The sequence below is a fragment of the Bacillus stratosphericus genome (genome assembly GCF_020524495.1).
Taxonomy (GTDB): domain Bacteria; phylum Bacillota; class Bacilli; order Bacillales; family Bacillaceae; genus Bacillus; species Bacillus stratosphericus_B.
This window is the reverse complement of the sequence record NZ_JAIVLB010000005.1, coordinates 16,507-36,234: the sequence shown is the minus strand read 5'-3', so window position 1 is coordinate 36,234 and position 19,728 is coordinate 16,507. Positions and strand designations below refer to the sequence as shown.

Sequence of the window (19,728 nt, the reverse complement as noted above, 5' to 3'; positions counted from 1 at the left end):
GGTCTCTCCCCCTTCGAACTTTTTAAATTAACGAACGTCTCATAAACACATAAACGCCTTTTGGCGCATATACTTTAATTTGCTTTCCTGCATCATTCGCTGTCACCCAGCCTAATCCTGAAAAGACGATGTCCGTTTTCGGCTGATCAATGCTAAAAGTATGCGGAACGAGCAGGGGGAAATTTTTCATTCCCTCTTTCGATGGCGGTGAAAGCAGCTCACCTGCATGCTTTTCATATAAGTCATCTGCGTTTTCTAGCTTTGTCCGGTGAATGTTGAGCTCATTTGGCATATAGTAGACAAATGATGTTCTGCCGCCTTTTACATAATCAAAACGAGCAAGCCCCCCAAAATAAAGCGTTTGGGCTTCATTTAACTGGAACGTTCTGGGTTTCAATTCTTTTTTCGGCGTTAAAATTTTCAGGTCATTTTTGCTCACATAGTGTGCCATTTGATGGCGATTGATGATGCCCGGCGTATCGAATAAAGCAGACCCGTCATCAAGTGGAATCTCAATTGCATCAAGAGTTGTTCCTGGATATTGGGATGTGGTGATCACGTTCTCTTCTCCAGACACCTCTTTGATGATTCGATTGATAAATGTTGATTTTCCAACGTTCGTACAGCCGACAATATAGACATTTCTACCTTCACGATAATAATCGATGGCTTCCATCACCTCAGGCACGCCTTGACCTCTGCTTGCACTAATTAAAAAAACATCGATTGGATTTAGTCCATTTTCTTTTGCTTCCCGCTTCATCCAATGAACAAGGCGATCTTTTTTCACTGATTTCGGTAAAATATCCACTTTGTTACCGACAAGTAAAATCGGGTTACCACCAACAATACGGCTCAGCCCGTTGATCCAGCTTCCGTTAAAGTCAAAAATATCAACGACCTTGACAATGAGAGAATCTGTTTCCCCAATGTTGTGTAAAATATTTAAAAAGTCGTCTTCTGTTAAAGAAACATCCTGAATGTCATTGTAGTTTTTTAACCTAAAACAGCGCTGGCAGATCACATCTTCTTTCAAAAGAGATGCTGCCGGCGCATATCCTAATTGATCTTTATCTTCCGTCTGAATGGCTACACCGCAGCCAATACAAACAACCTTTTCCATTATTACTCTTCCTCCCACTGAATGTGGCCCTTACGTTTTAAGGATCCTAAAATTCTGCGTTCAATCTGCCTGTTAAACTTTGTGAAAAATCCGTCGGAGGCAGCCACAGGAACGACCAAAATTGTATGGAAGCCATGCCTGTTCCCGCCCAAGACATCTGTCATGAGCTGATCCCCAATGACAACCACATCTTCTTTTTTCAATTGCATATCAGCGACAGCCTTATTAAAGGCTCTTCCCATAGGCTTTCTCGCTTTATAAATAAACGGAATGTGAACCGGCTCTGAAAAAAGCTTGACCCTTTTTTCATTATTATTCGAGACAATTGTCACTTGTATCCCGTGATCTTTCATGTCTTGAAACCATTCAATCAAACGCGGTGTCGCACTTGGACGGTCCCATTCTACTAGTGTGTTATCTAAGTCAGTAATAATTCCTTTTACATTTCGTTCTTTTAATTTTTTCGGCGAAATGTGGAAAATACTTTTCACAAATTCATCCGGTAGAAAATACTTCTTTAGCACAATTTGCACCCTTTCTTTCATTGGTTTTTCAGCGATTGTGTCGAAAAAAATCACAATTTGTCTGTCTATCGAATACAATGAAAAAGTTTTCGACATATGATGAGGCCCTTCAACAGGTGTGGATAATTTTACACACATTATCCACCTATATTTCATCACACTTTCATACAATTATAAACACTCTACCCACAAGTTATCCACTTAACCATGTGGATAACAGAACGATTGTTCTTGTTTCCCATTCATGGTAGATTAAAGGTACTTCAAAGACATTCGATCAACCTATGATGATATGTTCTTCCTCAAGTTTTATGCCAACTTTTTCAGGGGAGGTGTTTTTCCCATCATATGGGTTTCTAGTATGAAAAAGCTGTCAGATGATTTACTTATAGAATCATATTATAAAGCACATGAAATGAACTTAAATCGCGACTTCATTGAATTAATTGAGACAGAAATGAAAAGACGTTCGCTCGGGCATATGCTCTCTGTTTCCTCTTAATTCCATATCGCCAGGAACCATGCCTCCCGAGCACTCTCCTTTTTCAACTCAGGTGACTGATATTATATCACTTGCGCTATAGGCTTACTACTATTTTCCGTAAAAAACACCCCTTCTTATAAAAGAAGAGGTGTCTTATTTGCAAGGCTGTTCATTCCAAAACCATAACCCTCCGCCTACTACCAAAATAACCACAAGAAACACAACAAGAAAAGCGTAACCGATTCCTGCTCCTTGGGCTGGATACGCACACTCAGGGTAAGGATAAGGACATCCCCACATATCAGTTACCTCCTTATAGGAAGATATACTATAGACTATGCTAAATGGATGGTCTTGTTTAGGCAGATGGCCAATATTTAAAATGTTTGATGACATCACGCTCTTTATTTCGTTATAAATGATTCTCACCCCTTTAGGTGTCATATGATTGCCCAAAGGGTGGATTAGACCTGATTGAATGAGAGCATTGTCACTATTTTCACCCGCTTCTTGGATGAAAGCTTTCCACTTGTCGACAAGTGGCACTTGCTGATCCTTAGCCTCTCTCTTGTGATGTCAATGACGCTTTCTTGTACTGGTTTTGAGCATCCAGCTACGACACATATCAGGATGACCTCCAAAAGCCTCTTCATATAGTAAACGACAAGACTTTTTGGTTTCAATGAATGACTGTTTTTGACGAATTCCCCTTATTGTAGCTGAACAGGTAGATACGCTCTGTCATAATGCAGCAGTTCGCTTACTTTCACAAACTCATAGCCCCTATTCTTTAATTCAGGGATCACCTGTTTCAGTGCTTCTACTGTTTGCTTACGATTTCCTCCGCCATCATGTAAAAGGATAATATCGCCGCCCTGAATATGATCGATAATACGGCTTGCAATTTTGTGTGCACCAGGTCTTGACCAGTCTTTTGGATCTTGCGTAAAGGACCACATGACCACATCATACCCTTGCTTTGAAAGAATGTGAAATGACTTCATCGTCAGCCTGCCACCAGGAGGACGAAATAATAAGGGCCCGCCTGGCTGGAGGGATGCGATATGAGCCGCTGATTCTTTTAGTTCCTGCTTGATTTGCTTCGATGACAAACGATCAAAATACGTATGGTTCATGGTATGATTGCCGATCTCATTTCCTTCGCCCACAATCCGCTTCGCAACCTCTGGATATGCATGAACCCTGCTCCCTAAGACAAAAAAGCTGGCATTCACTCTGTTCTCTTTTAGTACATCCAATATTTGATTCGTGTACACCGGATGCGGTCCATCATCGAAGGTTAACGCAATCTTTTTTCGTTCCTCTCTCATGTCCCAAAAGACCCGTCCGGTTTTTTCCAGTTCGACTCTTTTTAATGTTCCTGCCTCTATATCATTAGGAACAAAACCGCATAATAACAATACACACACAAAGATGTGCAACCCTTTCATCAGACCGCCTCCACAGAACATCATTATGGATTAAAATGCCCGTTTTCAGATGTATTTATGCAGGGATTATGATCATGTCTGCTCCTCACTGCACTCTTTTTCACATCAAAAAAGCCGGCCATACAGGCCCGCTTTTTGCTTCACGTTTGGTTTCTCTCTTCAACTGTCGAACGTTGCTTAGAATTCATACAGACAATCTCCTTCTTTGATTTGATTTTGAGCCCATAATAGCTTCTGATAATACTGGTTGGCCTTCTGGTATTGTTGAGAGGCTTCTAAGGCTGTCGCAATTTCAAGTGAGATATCCTCTATATAAGAGTATAGGCTAAGTTTTTCCAAATAATCAATGGTTTTTTGCAACTGCTTTTCATTGATCTCCTGAACATATAAAGCATCCAGATACTCAAACATATGACAGAACAGCTGGTCTTCATGGTTCTTTGCGGCTAATTTCCCATCTTCTAATATGTGCAGCCCATGCGCCTGTTCATTTTGTCTAAAAAGTAGCTTCGCAAGCGTAAATAGCGTATGTGGGAGCGTGGGAAGGTCCTCTTTGCGAGCGAGGTCAGCCGATTCAGTTAAATATCGTTCTGCTTCCTCTCTATAGCCAAGCTCTCCATAACATTTCCCTAAATTATAGAGCGCCGAACTGTATATACGCGGATGATCAATTTCGGATGCGAGCTGTTTCGCTTTTTTCAAGTGAGGCACTGCTCGATCCTTTCGTTTTAAATCTTGATAATTGCCTGAGATGACAAAGAGGCACTGAATAATGCGAATAGAATATGCATCATGCTGATCGTATATTTCCAGCGCCTTTAAAATATGGTGCATGGAGACATGTGTTTGTTTCATAATATAGTAGGCTTCTGCTACTTTAAAATGAAACTCAGCTTGCTCAATATCATCAAATACCCTGGACATCTGTTTTTCTGCCACTCGATAATATTTGACGGCCTCTAAATATTCTTTTTGACTAAACTCATGCATGCCACGAAAAAATGCATGGTAATAATGCAGCATATCAGATAACTCATGATTGGAATTTTCGATTTTATCGACAAGGTTAGATACTGAGAAAGGTTGGTATTTTGAAGGGTGTATATAGTCAAGCATGATCTGGTGCCGAAAGCACATGAGCTGATAATAAATCAGTAAATGCTGGTCCTCTTCCATATGTTCAATTTCTGCTTCTACTTCCGCTTTCAAGATTTCCGCATCTGGAACACTGAACTGCCGTATCATCCGATACCATTCATTAATTTTCATACCTACATGTGAAGAAAGAACCTTCCCCATGTTCCGAAAAAACCCCTTCCTTTTCGGTCTAATATTACATATTTTAGCACGCTTCTTGACCGCCAAGCACCGCAAAGAAACCGCAAACATTCAAGAAAGACAACAAAAACATACGAACAGGAGCACGTTTTTTTGAAAAAGATGAATTTTTCATCGTACAGACACAGACAATCCCTCCTTCACATACATTTGAGGATATAGGCAGAGGCCTAAACATGGTGGAGGTGAAAATCGTGGCAGGAGTATTTACAGCGATGGGGTTGATGGTCAAAGAATTGGTGTTTTTAGTGTCCTATGTCAAAAACAATGCCTTTCCACAGCCCCTTTCTGGAGATGATGAAAAAAAATACTTAGCCCTCATGGCACAGGGCGATGAACATGCGAGAAATATGCTGATTGAACATAACCTTCGGCTCGTCGCCCATATTGTAAAGAAATTTGAAAATACCGGGGAAGACGCTGAAGACCTCATCTCCATAGGGACGATCGGACTCATTAAAGCCATCGAAAGCTATTCCTCTGGAAAAGGAACGAAGCTGGCAACGTATGCTGCGCGGTGTATTGAGAATGAAATCCTCATGCATTTACGCGCCCTCAAAAAAACAAAAAAGGATGTTTCCCTGCATGACCCCATCGGTCAGGATAAAGAAGGCAACGAAATTTCATTAATTGATGTCTTAAAATCAGAAAATGAAGACGTCATCGACACCATCCAGCTCAATATGGAGCTTGAAAAAGTAAAGGAGTATATCAACATTCTTGATGGCAGAGAAAAAGAAGTCGTCGTCGGCCGGTTCGGCCTTGATTTAAAGAAAGAGAAAACGCAGCGGGAAATAGCGAAAGAGCTTGGGATATCGCGGAGCTATGTGTCCCGGATTGAAAAGCGGGCGCTGATGAAGATGTTTCATGAGTTTTATCGGGCGGAGAAGCGAAAGAGGGAGAAGGGGAAATAATGACGCAGAAGCCGGTCTCATCATCCGGCTTCTATTTTATTTCGTTGAGCCTAAAATCCAAATCATAGATACCAAAATCCACCTTTTAGAACCCCTGCCCTGCCCATTGAAGCCCCATAGCACTGTAAAAGTTATAGTGCGAACCTCATATTACGAATGACAAAAGTAGTGGTCAACTACGTCTGACTCCCGTCGACAAAGTATTAAAACTTTATCCATTAATAAATAGTTGAAACAAATAGTTATTTTATCAGTGGATAAACAATCCTCTATTACTTTCCTTAAGGCGTTCTCTACACCTACAGAGTGTTTGCAAGTGCTTACCTGAATGATTTAGAACACATTCTAAAAGAAGTGCTGCAACTTTAGTTGGAATAGTAGAACTTTTCTTACTTAATCAATAAAAACAGTTCCAAGTCAACAATGTTTTTTGAACTAACTTCCTGCATGGAGTGGATACAAAAACTTCACCGTCGTAAGAAAAGTAGAAATTGGTTTTCAAATACAACTTATTTAAGAATTCAAATATTAATTTATAGGAAAGAATGTGTTTTCCTCAACAAAAAGGCTTAAACCCATTATATATGTAACCAACATTTATATTAATCCATATTATGTAATCTAACCCAACATAACATTATTATTGAAGGAGCGATTTCAATGGGAATCATAAGTGGTAAAGGGTTTATAGATCGTTTAAATAAACTTAAAAATGAAGTTTGGTTTGACGGTATAAAAGTCGAAGGCGACATTTCTGAACATCCTACATTTAAAGGTCTTCTAAAAACCAAGAGTTCCCTTTACGATTTACAAACAGACAGCAACTTAACAGATGAGATGACTTTTCTTCTCCCAGGAAAAAAAGAGCTGGTTGGATTATCTTATTTACAGCCCAAAACAAAAGAGGATTTAAAAAAAAGAAGAAGAATGATTGAACGTTGGGCAAGACACACACATGGAATGATGGGAAGAAGTCCTGATTACATGAACACTGCATTAATGAGCTTTGCATCTTCTGCATCCCTTTTAAATAATAAAGAAAACTGCTTCCCTGAAAATATTCGTTCACTTTACTATAAAGCTATGGAACAAGACCTTTCGTTTACCCATACATTTATTACTCCTCAGGTCAATCGTTCTCAAATGAATTTAGAGATGTCAGAAAATCCAATCTCCGCTAAAGTCGTTGATCGTAATGACGAAGGAATTATTATAAAAGGCGCCCGCCTCCTCGCTACTCAGGGTGGCTTAACAGATGAAGTCTTAGTGCTTTCAGCCCCGACACCCTTTTGGGATCAGGATGAAGCTTTCGCTTTTTCCATCCCCTCTAACACTCAAGGGGTTAAGTTTATTTGCAGGGAATCTTTCGTATCAGGAGAATCTGCATTTAATCATCCTCTTGCTTCAAGATATGAAGAAATGGACTCTATTGTAATCTTTGATAATGTTTTAGTTCCATGGGATAGGGTATTTTTTTATGATAATGCAGAAGCTTCCAACAGCTTTTTGGTGCAAAGCTCTTTTCAAGCGTTTACGTTTCATCAAGTAGTCATAAGACAAATAGTAAAGACTGAATTTCTATTAGGGATTTCTCAACTTCTCGTGGATACCATTAATATATCTGAGTACCAACATATACAAGGAAAATTGTCAGAAGTAATTATTGGTCTCGAAACCATAAAGGCACTTTTAGAAAAATCAGAAAATGATGCAAAGTTAGATGAGTGGGGATATATGCGACCTAGTCTGATTCCCCTTCAGGTAATCAGCACACTTTTTCCTAAAATCTATCCTCGTTTTACAGAAATTATACAGTTAATTGGTGCTAGTGGAATGGTTACATTGCCGACCGAAGACACCTTTAATTCAGAGATGAAAGAGGATCTTAACCATTATTTGCAAGCTACTGATACGAATGGGGAAGATAGAGTTAAAATTTTTCGCTTAGCTTGGGATCTCACTATGAGCTCTTTTGGCACAAGACAAACACACTATGAAAGATTTTTCTTCGGAGATCCAATTCGCTTAGCAGGCGGATTATATGAAAGCTATCCAAAAAAAGCACAAGTTACGGAGATTAAAGAATTTTTAAATCTAAAATGATCACAGAGTTATTTCTATTGGTGCGCAGGAATAGAGCTCATTCTTAAATAGCAGTACAAATGTGGCTTTTTCTCTTCTCAGAGAAAAAGCCTTTTAAATGATCACAGTTTTACTGTGTTTCTACTCAACCATAATTTACATGTAAAAGAGAAGTGTTTCAAGATGAAATTCAAAATATGAAAAATTAAAGCTAACTGCTAAAATATCGGCGGAAAAATCCCACAAAATACGGAGAATAAATTAGATATAGATTTTCATTTGTTAGATTTTTCAATATTTTAAAATCTTAGATGGTGTTAATTTATTTTTCATTACCTTTAACTTTCTATATCTTTTTCTACACATAAACTCCTCTAACTCTCTAGACATTCTTCATTTTATCTACATATCAACTACAGATTGATTCTATAAAGTATAGATAACAAGGAGGAGTTGAATGATGAATTTTATTAAACGTGCATTTCTTAGTATGAAACAACGAAAGGTAAAGTCTATAATACTTCTATGTATTTTCTTTATTGTAACTAATTTAGTATTAGCCGGCTTCGCCATTCAAAACGCATCCCAAAAGGCATCAGAATTAGCAAGAGAAAAATTAGGGGCTGATGTCACTCTACAACACGATATTGAAAAAAGCATGAATGGGGGTATGATGGAAGTCTCACCCTTTCCCGATAAAAAAACAATAGATAAATTAGCAAAGTCTCCATATGTAAAAGACCATAATGTTACAACACCTAGTATAGGAGAAGCTGATGGATTTACAGCTATTAAAGATGAAGATAGTGAAGATGAAGATAGCGAAGACAACAACTCTCAAATGATGGGAATACCTGGAGATCTATCCATTGACGGGGTAAGGAACTCTAATTTAACAGCGAGTTTTAAAGATGGAAAAAGCAAAATAATAGATGGGAAAGCCATTACACCGGATGTAAAAAACAAAAAGGTTACCCTAATTGAAAAAAGATTAGCTGAAAAAAACAACTTAAAAGTAGGAGATAAGATTAAATGGAAATCACGAGAGGGTAAGAAAATGGAATATGAGATTATTGGTATCTATGAAACGGACGAACAACCTCCAAATATGGAAGGAATGCCTGATCTCGCTATTATGAATCCTGCTAACAAACTGTATGTTCCTTATGATTCTCTAACAGATGCTGAAATTAGTAACGCGGTTTTCTATCTAAAGAACCCAAGATATATCGAAGAATTTAAAAAAGAAGCAAAGAAAACAGATATTGACTTTGATAAATTTAAATTAGATGCACATGATAAATTATACCAGCAGATGAGTGGTCCAATTGAAAACATCGCATCCATTTCTAAAATGGTTATTTATGTGGTTTCCATTGCAGGTGCAGTCATTTTAGGTTTAATTATTACCTTATCTGTTAAAGAACGCAGAAAAGAAATTGGAATCTTATTATCCATTGGCGAGAAAAAATGGAAAATGATTGGACAGCTAATGGTTGAAATACTATGTATTGCATTATTAGCATTCGGTCTTTCTTTCATTACCGGTGAGAAAGTATCACAAAAAATTGGAGATAACTTATTAGCGAATGAAATTGCGACAACTGAAGAAGAGACTACATCATCTCCTGAAATGATTATAGATCCAACTCAACAACAAACAGCGGATCCTATTGATCAAATTGATATTAGGATAACAGAAGGAGATTTGGGCAAAGTTGGGGGAATAGGGATTATTATTGCACTTCTTTCTACAATCATTCCAGCTTTATCAATTCTTCGTTTAAAACCTAAAAATATACTCTTGAAAGATGAATGAGGAGGATTAAAATGAGTACAATTTTACAGTTTAAAAATACCAACTATCACTATGAGAGTAACCATAAAAAAATAAAAATATTAGACAATGTTACTTTTTCCTTTCAACAAGGATGTTTTTATACAATCATAGGTCCATCCGGCTCTGGTAAAACAACCACATTGGGCTTAGGGTGTGGCTTAGACGTACCAAAGAGTGGATACGTACTCTACAAAGGAAAGAATATTCAAAAAATAGGATTAGATCAATATCGTAATCAACATGTAGCATGTATTTTTCAGTCGTATAATTTAATTACTTATATGACAGCTCTGCAGAATGTACTGACAGCAATGGAGATTACAGGGGTTGAGTTGAATAATAAAAAAGAAAGAGCATTAGAATTGTTAGAAAAGGTCGGATTAACAGAAGCTCAGGCGAAACGTAATGTATTACAACTTAGTGGTGGACAACAACAGCGTGTAGCAATTGCCCGTGCATTATCTTGCAATGTAGATTTATTAATAGCAGATGAACCAACAGGAAATCTAGATAAAGAAACAGCCCGGGAAATTATTGAACTATTTAAAGAGTTAGCCCATAAAGAAAATAAATGTATTATTGTAGTGACTCACTCATTAGACGTAGCAGATCAATCAGATAAAACTGTTTATCTAGAAAACAAAAAATTAGTTTTAAAGAATTATAATCGCAAGTAACATAAAGATAAAGGTGAATTGCCTACTGTCAAGAGACAGTGGAAATAACCGAAACACACTAAACAGCTTCAGCCCGTCGGAATACAGGGCAAAAGCTGTTTAGTTTTTTCTTGTAGACGATCGTGGTTGTAAAAATGAATATATGCGTCAATATCATGCGTTTTTCAATCATCCTTCTGTTGATAGATGTGCTTATGATTGAGGCGATTTTTAAAGCGGCGGTTCATGTTTAAGATGGTTCTTCTTATCATGCTGGTTTTCTGATCCTTTTTCGACAGAGGATGTACCCATTTCGTTCATATATGTTAGTACATCCTTTTTAAGTGAGTAGAGTAGCTTGTATAGCTTTTTATAAAGCCGCATTCCCCCTGATGTTCATGATGAACACCTATATAATTCCTCTTATCAATTCTTTCCCTTGATTATATCTCAATACACTTTGTATCTTTTCTTCTCACGTAAATTTGGCCAAAAAATACCCCGTAAAGGTTAATGATTGGTGTCTAATATTTACGGGGCAGTTCAGATGTCGGCTGTCTTTCTTTTTCTAAGTTTAATTAATACGAGGCATAAAATTCCACAGTTGATTTTTATTAAGATAAGCCGTATAGCTAATTATGTTGTTTCCATTCTCTAAACTTGAATCCTGTAGATCTAGTACTTGAGTAGGATCATACGCACTTCTGATTGAAAAAGCCCCATGCTGATTATTATATTCTACAATCCAAAACTTTCGCAATTCGTTCTCATCAGGAGGTGAGTCTATATTATCTACAGCAATATTAAGGTTTTTACCTTGATAATACAAACCTAAATTTTGAGCATAACCATTACGAATTTTGTAGGCTTTTTTATTAGAGTCATATTCAAGTTTCCAATCTTGAGCTGTAGCATTAATGTACTGCCATATGATAGCGTTATTGTTGTTTTTATCGATTACTTTTTTATAATCTAGCTTACTTGATATATTGTACGTACCATCTGGCAGGATTGGAACATCCACTCTTTGCAGCGACCATTTCTGTGCTATCTGTGTGACTGTTCCGTTGTCTTCATAGGCTTGTAATTGTGTACCATTAGTCGTATTTCTTCCAGGGAGATCTAAAACCATCTTAGGATTTTTGTAATTTCTAAGAATAAAGTAACCATCTGATGTTTTTTCGGGACGCCAATATTGATCACTATAATCTCCAGTTGCACCAATTATTTTTCCGGAATAATTACTATCCCAGGCAAATGCTAAGTCTGTGTTATTTACATTTACTACTCTATAAGCTTGTTTATCTTTATTAAAGGTAAATCTCCACTTTTGATTATTCTTAAAATGTTTATCATATATAACTACCTTACTGTCAGATGTTAAATCTGCTACTTTATTTTGGTTTATACTACTTGTTATTAAATATTCACCGTCTTCTATGGTTTGATTCACAACAGAAGTAATACCCCATTTTTGAGCTTTTGTTCCATTGTATTCATAGGCTTGTAATTGTGCACCATTAGTCGTATTTCCTCCAGGGAGATCTAAAACCATCTTAGGATTTTTGTAATTTCTAAGAATAAAGTAACCATCTGATGTTTTTTCGGGACGCCAATATTGATCACTATAATCTCCAGTTGCACCAATTATTTTTCCAGAACGATTACTATCCCAGGCAAATGAAATTACTGGATTACTAGGGCTTGTAATTTTATAAGCTTGTTTGGACGAATCAAAAGTGAAATTCCATTTTTGATTATCCAGACTGTAGTTTTGATAAATATGAATTTTAGCGCCATCTTCTACTTTGCTTAGATCGGCTATTTTATTCGAATCAATACTACTTTTGATTTGATATTGACCATCTTTTAATGGTTGATACTGTGTTCTATCTATTTTCCATTCCTGTGAAGGTGCTCCATTCTCAATCCATGCAAACAATGGGGTTCCATCAGACGTATTACCAGAATGTAAATCCAGTAACATATTAGTATTATACAAACTTCTGAACTTATAATAACCATCGCTCGTTATTTCTATTTTCCAATACTGATCATTATAGTCATTATCATCATATCCAATAATATTATTCCCGTTTTTACTATTCCAAGTCAACAATAAATTTTGATTTTGAGTGCTTTTTATTTTATAAGCATCCTTGCTACTATTATAAACGAAAATCCATTTTTGATTATTTAAACCATAATTTTGATATGCATGAACGAGTGATCCACTTTCATTTCTAGATAAATCTGCTAAGATGTTTTCGTCTTTTTTACTCTTTATTTGATATTCACCATCTGGAATTACTCCTGGGCCAGTGAAAGTAGAAAGATCATCTCCTGATGGAACAGTGCCGTTTTCTCCATACATATCGTTATCAGGGTTAAAGCTTGTATTTTTAATCTTTTTATCTGGAACATTAGCATCTTTATGGTTACCATCTGGATGATTTGGATACCAATTTACTAGTTCTGTTCTAGATGAAGCTGCTATCCCTTCTAACTCCCCAGGATCTGAAAAATATGGGTTAATCCAGACTCTTTGAATTCGCCCGTCTTGCAGTTCTCGAACCGATCGAATAAATTCAGGGCGAATTCCGCCCGGGAAAGCTACTTCTATTTGATTTGGCCAAGGAGATTGATCTCCAAAAGATTCATTCACATCGATTCCTCCTGGTGCAAAAATTTCATATTGATAGACAATTCCCCTAGCTGAGGATCGAGGAGTCCATGGTTGTTGTCTTTTCCCATCTTTATATCTTGTTTTTGTTGTTGAAACAAATATAGAAGGTGTATTTGAATCTACATACCTATATAAATCTGTTTCTTGCACGCTTGGAGCTTCTTGAATAACCTGTGGAATAAATCCATCTCGCAAAATCTGATTGGGGGGACGCCGATCCCACCTTAATAACCTTTGTCTTGTATCTAGCTTGTTCTTCCCATCCAGATCTTGTATTTCTGTAGGTCTCCAAAAAGGAGCTTTGTCAATTAAATCAAGAGCTAATCCTCGCGCGATATATAGCCCAGCGACCAATAAATCTAAGTTTCTTATCCAGTCAACAGTAGCTGCCTGAACACCATTCGTATTCTCTGGAGCTTGTGCATAAGTTGTTTCCTGTGTAGTAGGTATTACACTAATTCCTAGTAAAAGTGTGATCATAAAAATTAATACTGTTTTTTTAAGTATAGAAGACTTGTGCATAATCCCTATCACCTCAAATAAAGTTTTAACAAAAATCTAGGGAGAGACAGGCTACATTAAAGATTTAAAGAATCACTTTCACCTCCCTTTTTCTTGCAACAATATAGTTAAATATACCATGGATTTTTTTAGAATTCAAAATTTTCTGTCAATATTTTAGATTTCACCCAGCTTTATGATATTAATCTACGAGCAGATGATCCAGTTGTGTAAAAGCCAAGTCTTACTAAAGACATAAAGCTATCTAAAGAAAAGGCACCATTATTGCAGATTGAACTTGATGACATTCATTCTGCACAGGGTTAATCGGTGTGTATTCCCATCCTTATACCACCTGACCCATGTCTGCACCTAGTTCTTATTCTTGATATTTAATTCCTGTCATATTGTCCCCATAGAAAAAACACCTCCACATTTAGGATAACAACTATCCGTTTTCAAACTTGAAGAGGTGTTTTTTATTTGTATCATCTTATGGGATCAGTCCCATGGCAAAAAGATTTTTTATTCAATCTGTCTACCTTTAAGGGGAGCATATCAAGAATGGGGGTCTTTATCTATATTTTTTGTTATAGGAATCGTAACAGCAAATTGCACACCTTTTTTTATATTTCTCACATTATATGTGATTGCAAGAGCTTCAAATACTCGTTTCACAAGATAGAGGCCTAATCCACTTCCACCTGTATTACGATTTCTCGATTTTTCAATACGATAAAATGGCTTAAAAATTTGCTGAATGTCGTCATCTTTAATCTGTACACCTGTATTCATAACTTGAAATTGGATGTTAGTATGGTCCTTTGATAGATATAATTTCACATATACCTTTTCACCACGTGGCGAATACATAATGCCATTATGAATAATGTTTTTATAAGCTTTTTCTAAAAGATTACAATCTGTGTATACACAAATATTAGGGGCAATTTGTTTTATCATCTGAATATCCTTTTCAGACGCAAAGAAATCAAGTTTTTCTACAATAGCAAGAATCAAGTTCGAAAGATTTACTTCTTCACATTGAGGTTTAAAGGTATGTTGCTCCAACTTGGATATACTTAAAATTTCACGAATCAAATTTTCCATATCATTAACAATATAGAAGTTTTTATACAAATAGGTGTTACGATCTTTATAGGGACCAATATTATATATCATCCCTTCAAGTTGCCCTTTCAAAGTAGTCAGAGGTGTCTTTAATTCATGTGAAACAATGGCAAAGAACTCCCTTCGTTTCTTTTCTATTTCTCTTTCCTTTTCTATGTCACTCTTTAATTGTTGATTCGCCTGTTGTAAAGCGTGTATATTTTCTTGCAAGTTAATAGCCATATCATTAAGACTATTTGATAATTCTCCCAACTCATCATTAGAACGCACCTCAATTTTTTCTGAAAAATCGAGGTTTGCCATTTTTTGTGCTCCTTGACTAACATATAGGATTGGTTTCGTAATGAACCTTGAGTATAAATAAGCACTTCCAATTCCGATAAATATCACAATAATACTGATATACGGAATGAAAAGAGTCAAAACTTGTGATGCTTCATCTATAGGCTGTAATGTTGCCGCTACATTAATAATTAGCGTGCCATCCTTGAATTGTATAGATTGATTAATACTGTATGAATTTAAAGGCGTATTTGTTGAGACCCTACCAATTGAATTAATCTCTGTACTCTTACTCGGTATGGGTTCCTTTGAATCACCTATAATATGGATAGAAGGAGAATAGATAATTATTCCTTCAGTATTTTGAACGTAAAGAAGGGCGTTATTTTTGTTTCCGTATTCAGTTAGCAGTGGTTTCGCCTCTTGAAACGTAAGATCTTTGGCTTTCTCAATCATTTCTTCAAATCCTATTTGGAGCTGATTTATTTTATACTTTTCATAAAAAGTAGGGAGAAAAAAGTATAAGGAAACATAAATTAAAATAGCAAAAGAACACAAAATGAGTGATGTAATGAGAAACAGTTTATAGGTAATACGTTTCATTCGTATTATTTCTCGTATTTTATTCATCTATTTGATATCCTATACCTTTTATCGTTTTAATATAGGGGAGGTTTAGCTTCTTTCTTATATTCTTAATATGTGTATCAATGTTTCTTGTATCTCCTACATACTCATAACCCCAAACTTCTTCTACTATCGTCTCCCTCGTAAGTACATTTTTACCATTCCTTAATAATAAATACAAAATTTCAAATTCCTTTGTTGTAAGAGGTATTTCTACCTTATTTACGTATGCTTTATATGCATCACCGTCCACCTGTATTTCTTTAAAAATAAATTGATTTCCCTTCCTTTGATCATAACTTCTTTTTAGTACAGCTTCTACTCGCCGAATCAAAACATGAAAGGAAAAAGGCTTCGTAATATAATCATCGGCTCCATGTTCAAATCCTTTGATTTGATCTTGTTCTTCCTCCATTGCGGTTAGCATAATAATAGGTACCTTTGAATGAGTACGAATCATTTTTGCCACATCAAAGCCACTCAGATTCGGCAACATCACATCAAGAATTATAAGGTCAAATGGCTGTTTATTAAAATGCTTCATTCCCTCAAATCCATCAGATGCAGTCTCTACAATATATTTTTGCGTCATTAAAAATTGTTTAATGAGTTCTTGAATCGCCTGATCATCCTCTATCACAAGAATTCGATAATTTATCATTTATATCACCTCGCCTAATATTATAACTTTGTTATCTGAAGTTGGCATGTAGAAATATATAGGTGAAAGAATATTTGTTAGCAACACCGAAAATGATATGGGACATGTAAAAGAAAAGTATTTTAAAATGAGAGGAAGGGAGAAAAAAGCAAAGCGATAAAATGAATAACCGAATTCTTATCGACAGGGAATTGGATCTTCCGGAATTGGAAATGAAAGCTACTACACATAGCAAGACATCGATAATGCACTGAAACACAAAAAAGCTTGTCACAAAATACATACAAATAATGCATTTTGCGACAACCTTCTTAAGCTAAATCAATATTCATACTCTTTCAGCATCCTAACTATCTGATAGATGTCGTCCATTAGAAGCAATCACTTTTTGATACCAGTAAAAGCTATCCTTTTTGATTCGCTCCAATGATTTTACTTCTTGATCATCACGGTCAATATATACAAAACCATAACGCTTTCTAAAACCGCTGGACGTACTTAGTAAATCCATAAAGGACCATGCCATATATCCCCATATGTCCACCCCATCTTTAATTGCCAGTAGAAGCTGTTGAAGATGATCTCGCAAGAAGTCCACCCTCTCTTGATCATGAATCTTTTGATCATCCGTCACTTGATCTAATGTACCAATCCCATTTTCGGTAATCATTATTGGAACATGATAGCGATCATATAGTTCATTCAATAGATATCGAAAACCTACAGGATCAATCTCCCAATCCCATCTAGTTTTTTCTGTGTAAGGGTTGACTCCCCCTTCAAACATACCGGGAATGTTATCGAATTGTGTATAATCATCCTCACCATCATAATTCATCTTCAATTCTTTTTTATCAGTTTCCTCTGGGATATACTTCACAACACGTGATTGATAATAATTCAACCCTATAAAATCAGGTTTGGCAGACTTTATGTATGCCATATCATCTGATTCTATCGTGGGCTCCAGTCCATTATCCACCAGATAATTCCATACAAAAGAACGGTATTCACCTTTCATGTATAAGTCCATAAACAAATAGGTTCTTAAGTCATCTGCGTGTCTGGCAGCTAAAATATCTTCTGGTTTGGATGTTGCCGGATAGTTGGGTATGATTCCTAAAGCTGGTCCAATTTTTGCTTTTGGAAGCATATTACGACATAAATGCACCGCCTTTGCATGTGCTAATGTCATAATATGATTCATTTCATATTTCTGTTTCTCTAATGGCATATCAGGATCAAACTCCATCAAATATGGCAACTGAAACATATTGCTTTGTTCATTAATGGTGAGCCAATAGTTCACATCTGGAAAATGTGTAAAAAGCACCTCGCAATATTCTTCAAAATCCTGAATCACTTTTCTAGATGACCAGCCACCATATTCCTCTTGCAGACATTGTGGTAAATCAAAATGATAAATCGTCACAATAGGTTCAATTTGAAATTCCTTTAGTTTGTTAATGATACGACGATAAAAAGCAATGCCATCTTGATTTATTTCGCCGCGGCCATTAGGCAAAATTCTCGTCCAAGCAATGGAAAAGCGATAAGCTTTCAATCCTAACTCTTTCATTAATTCAATGTCTTTTTCCCAATACTGATAGTGTCCAGAGGCGACGCTAGAGTCCGCATATTTACGATTCATATTCTTTTCAACAACAGACAATGTTTTGCCATGAGACAAGTGTTCACCTTCTATTTGATAAGCTGAAGTTGCCGCTCCCCAAAGAAAGGAAACTGGAAATTGATTATTTGCATGCCGATACATCTCTATCACTTCCCATCTACTTATAGTTACTCTTTTAGTTTTTTTATTCTTTGTTCTAATGATTGAGAGATTCTTAATAAATTTCTCGCCATATTCCATTCACTCATAACCGTCATCAAATGATCTTGTGCATGGGTAAATAAGGTCGAGAAAACTATTTCTTCCCCCCTTGCCTCTTTTTGGATCGTTTCTGTCTGGAAAGAGTGAGCTTGAGACATATGCTTTTTTGCTTGTGTTAATGCTTCTTCTGCGTGTACAAACTCAAATGTTTCCACATGCCTCAGAGCCGTTTGAATATCGGCACGCGCATTGCCTGCCCCTAAAATGATTTGCATCGCAACTTCTTGCAGTGCCTCTGTATTATTTTGACTCAAATGAATCACCCCTAAAGTTGATAGATTAAACTTGTTGTTCTGTTTCTTCTGCTACTTTTTGTTTATCATATACCTTGACGAATGGATACCATATGATCAGCGATACAACAAGGTTAATAACCAAAAGAAATAAACTGCTAAAGTTTGTATTCACCAAAAAGGTGGAAATACCAATTGGTAAATACCATAATTGCATAACCTCTGCTGGCAGTGGAATGACTCCAAACGAAAGCACTAAATAAGTGATGGCTGGAATAATAATACCATTCAACCACATTGGAATCATCAAGATTGGATTAAAGGCAACCGGCGCCCCGAATACTACGGGTTCATTAATATTAAAAATCGAAGGTACAATGGTCACTCTACTAACCGCCTTCAAGTGATTCGACTCAGCAATCACTAACATAATAATCACCAATGGTAATGTGGTACCCATGCCACCAATCCAAATCCAAGCCATTAATGTTTCAAACGTATGGATATTGGAAGGGTTCAGACCTTGCGCTAATTGGCTTGCATTCTGTTCAATTCCTGCCATCCACATCGGAAATACAACTGGGTACAGTGCCCATGGGCTAATACCAAAAGAATATAAAAACACACAAATAAATGTAATAGCGACAAAGCCAGCAAAACTTTGTCCAATACTATTCAACGGCTCAAATAAACTAAGAATCGAGGCATAAAGATCAAAGGTTCCAACAATTGTAACGAGCCATCCAGCTAATAATAAAAGAGAAATCGGTACAATCGTATCAAACCAAACGATAATAAAATCAGGTAAAGAACTAGATTCTTTAAAAAAGGAGATCTTACTAAACAAATAAAAGACAAAACCAACCAATAAGCCAACGATAATGGCAACAAACATCCCATTTGCGCCAAACCTTTCAAAGGAAAATATAATTTGACCTTCCGCATCAAAGGTTGGAGAAAGCAATAACAAAAACATTGCTGCCCCCGTCAATCCAGCAATTAATTTTCGGTCATTCTTTTTTAGCTTTTCCAGTATAAAATATGGGACTAAAAAAGAGATAAACAAACTCATCAGACCAAACGAAAAATCACTGATAGGCTGTAAATTAGGCATATTGGGTATAAAATCGTTTAAAATCATAATCAAGGTGATTAATGATCCGACAAGAATTAAGGGCAACACACCCATGATAGACTCTTGAATAGCCGATACCCAGGCATTTCGAGTAATTTTATTCATTTTAGGTGCAAAAGACCGATTCATGTATTCAATTAATTTATTCATTCTTACCCCTCCTTCA

The 19,728-nt window shown here is 36.4% G+C and carries 17 protein-coding genes; 5 read left to right on the top strand and 12 right to left on the bottom strand.

What is annotated here, in order from left to right; all coding sequences use genetic code 11:
* Positions 1-22 precede the first annotated feature (22 nt).
* Positions 23-1,123: a ribosome biogenesis GTPase YqeH gene (gene yqeH / locus LC033_RS03045; protein ID WP_226566797.1), complete on the bottom strand. Its 1,101-nt coding sequence runs from the start codon at positions 1,121-1,123 to the stop codon at positions 23-25.
* 2 nt (positions 1,124-1,125) lie between these two features.
* A complete protein-coding gene (locus LC033_RS03040) occupies positions 1,126-1,647 on the bottom strand; it encodes a YqeG family HAD IIIA-type phosphatase (RefSeq protein ID WP_226566866.1) in 522 nt (173 codons plus the stop codon).
* 361 nt (positions 1,648-2,008) lie between these two features.
* Here LC033_RS03040 and LC033_RS03035 point away from each other — a divergent pair, with 361 nt between their 5' ends.
* Positions 2,009-2,149 (top strand): sporulation histidine kinase inhibitor Sda, encoded by a 141-nt coding sequence (locus tag LC033_RS03035; RefSeq protein WP_099681243.1) that lies wholly within the window; start codon positions 2,009-2,011, stop codon positions 2,147-2,149.
* 135 nt (positions 2,150-2,284) lie between these two features.
* Here the strand turns inward: LC033_RS03035 and LC033_RS17150 are convergent, their stop codons facing one another.
* The 3 genes from LC033_RS17150 to LC033_RS03020 form a co-directional block, all read right to left on the bottom strand.
* Positions 2,285-2,677, bottom strand: coding sequence for an SGNH/GDSL hydrolase family protein (locus tag LC033_RS17150; protein WP_226566796.1), 393 nt, complete (start codon positions 2,675-2,677; stop codon positions 2,285-2,287).
* 164 nt (positions 2,678-2,841) lie between these two features.
* Positions 2,842-3,582, bottom strand: coding sequence for a polysaccharide deacetylase family protein (locus LC033_RS03025; protein ID WP_226566795.1), 741 nt, complete (start codon positions 3,580-3,582; stop codon positions 2,842-2,844).
* A 177-nt stretch (positions 3,583-3,759) separates the two neighbouring features.
* Positions 3,760-4,881, bottom strand: a complete 1,122-nt coding sequence (locus tag LC033_RS03020; protein WP_226566794.1) for a Rap family tetratricopeptide repeat protein — start codon at positions 4,879-4,881, stop codon at positions 3,760-3,762.
* 215 nt (positions 4,882-5,096) lie between these two features.
* Here LC033_RS03020 and sigK point away from each other — a divergent pair, with 215 nt between their 5' ends.
* From sigK to LC033_RS03000, 4 genes are all read left to right on the top strand, one after another.
* A complete protein-coding gene (gene sigK, locus LC033_RS03015; protein WP_226566793.1) occupies positions 5,097-5,834 on the top strand; it encodes an RNA polymerase sporulation sigma factor SigK in 738 nt (245 codons plus the stop codon).
* A gap of 660 nt (positions 5,835-6,494) precedes the next feature.
* Positions 6,495-7,937 (top strand): 4-hydroxyphenylacetate 3-monooxygenase, oxygenase component, encoded by a 1,443-nt coding sequence (hpaB, locus tag LC033_RS03010; RefSeq protein ID WP_226566792.1) that lies wholly within the window; start codon positions 6,495-6,497, stop codon positions 7,935-7,937.
* 439 nt (positions 7,938-8,376) lie between these two features.
* Positions 8,377-9,735 (top strand): ABC transporter permease, encoded by a 1,359-nt coding sequence (locus LC033_RS03005; protein ID WP_226566865.1) that lies wholly within the window; start codon positions 8,377-8,379, stop codon positions 9,733-9,735.
* An 11-nt stretch (positions 9,736-9,746) separates the two neighbouring features.
* On the top strand, positions 9,747-10,433 hold the full coding sequence (locus tag LC033_RS03000; protein WP_226566791.1) for an ABC transporter ATP-binding protein: 687 nt from the start codon (positions 9,747-9,749) through the stop codon (positions 10,431-10,433).
* Positions 10,434-10,643: 210 nt separating this feature from the next.
* Here LC033_RS03000 and LC033_RS02995 read toward each other — a convergent pair whose 3' ends face one another.
* The 7 genes from LC033_RS02995 to LC033_RS02965 all read right to left on the bottom strand — a co-directional run bounded on the left by LC033_RS02995 (position 10,644) and on the right by LC033_RS02965 (position 19,712).
* Positions 10,644-10,796 carry a hypothetical protein gene (locus tag LC033_RS02995; RefSeq protein WP_226566790.1) on the bottom strand — a complete coding sequence of 51 codons (153 nt, stop codon included), beginning with the start codon at positions 10,794-10,796 and terminating at the stop codon, positions 10,644-10,646.
* Positions 10,797-10,986: 190 nt separating this feature from the next.
* On the bottom strand, positions 10,987-13,620 hold the full coding sequence (locus tag LC033_RS02990) for an RICIN domain-containing protein (RefSeq protein WP_226566789.1): 2,634 nt from the start codon (positions 13,618-13,620) through the stop codon (positions 10,987-10,989).
* A gap of 537 nt (positions 13,621-14,157) precedes the next feature.
* Positions 14,158-15,642 carry a sensor histidine kinase gene (locus tag LC033_RS02985; RefSeq protein WP_226566788.1) on the bottom strand — a complete coding sequence of 495 codons (1,485 nt, stop codon included), beginning with the start codon at positions 15,640-15,642 and terminating at the stop codon, positions 14,158-14,160.
* Entirely contained in the window at positions 15,635-16,300 is a 666-nt protein-coding gene (locus LC033_RS02980) for a response regulator transcription factor (RefSeq protein ID WP_226566787.1), read from the bottom strand. Before LC033_RS02980 ends, LC033_RS02985 begins: the two co-directional genes overlap by 8 nt.
* A gap of 346 nt (positions 16,301-16,646) precedes the next feature.
* On the bottom strand, positions 16,647-18,074 hold the full coding sequence (locus LC033_RS02975) for a glycoside hydrolase family 1 protein (RefSeq protein WP_226566786.1): 1,428 nt from the start codon (positions 18,072-18,074) through the stop codon (positions 16,647-16,649).
* Between the two features lie 26 nt (positions 18,075-18,100).
* Positions 18,101-18,448 carry a PTS lactose/cellobiose transporter subunit IIA gene (locus LC033_RS02970; RefSeq protein ID WP_226566785.1) on the bottom strand — a complete coding sequence of 116 codons (348 nt, stop codon included), beginning with the start codon at positions 18,446-18,448 and terminating at the stop codon, positions 18,101-18,103.
* 25 nt (positions 18,449-18,473) lie between these two features.
* Entirely contained in the window at positions 18,474-19,712 is a 1,239-nt protein-coding gene (locus tag LC033_RS02965) for a PTS sugar transporter subunit IIC (RefSeq protein WP_226566784.1), read from the bottom strand.
* Positions 19,713-19,728: the final 16 nt, after the last annotated feature.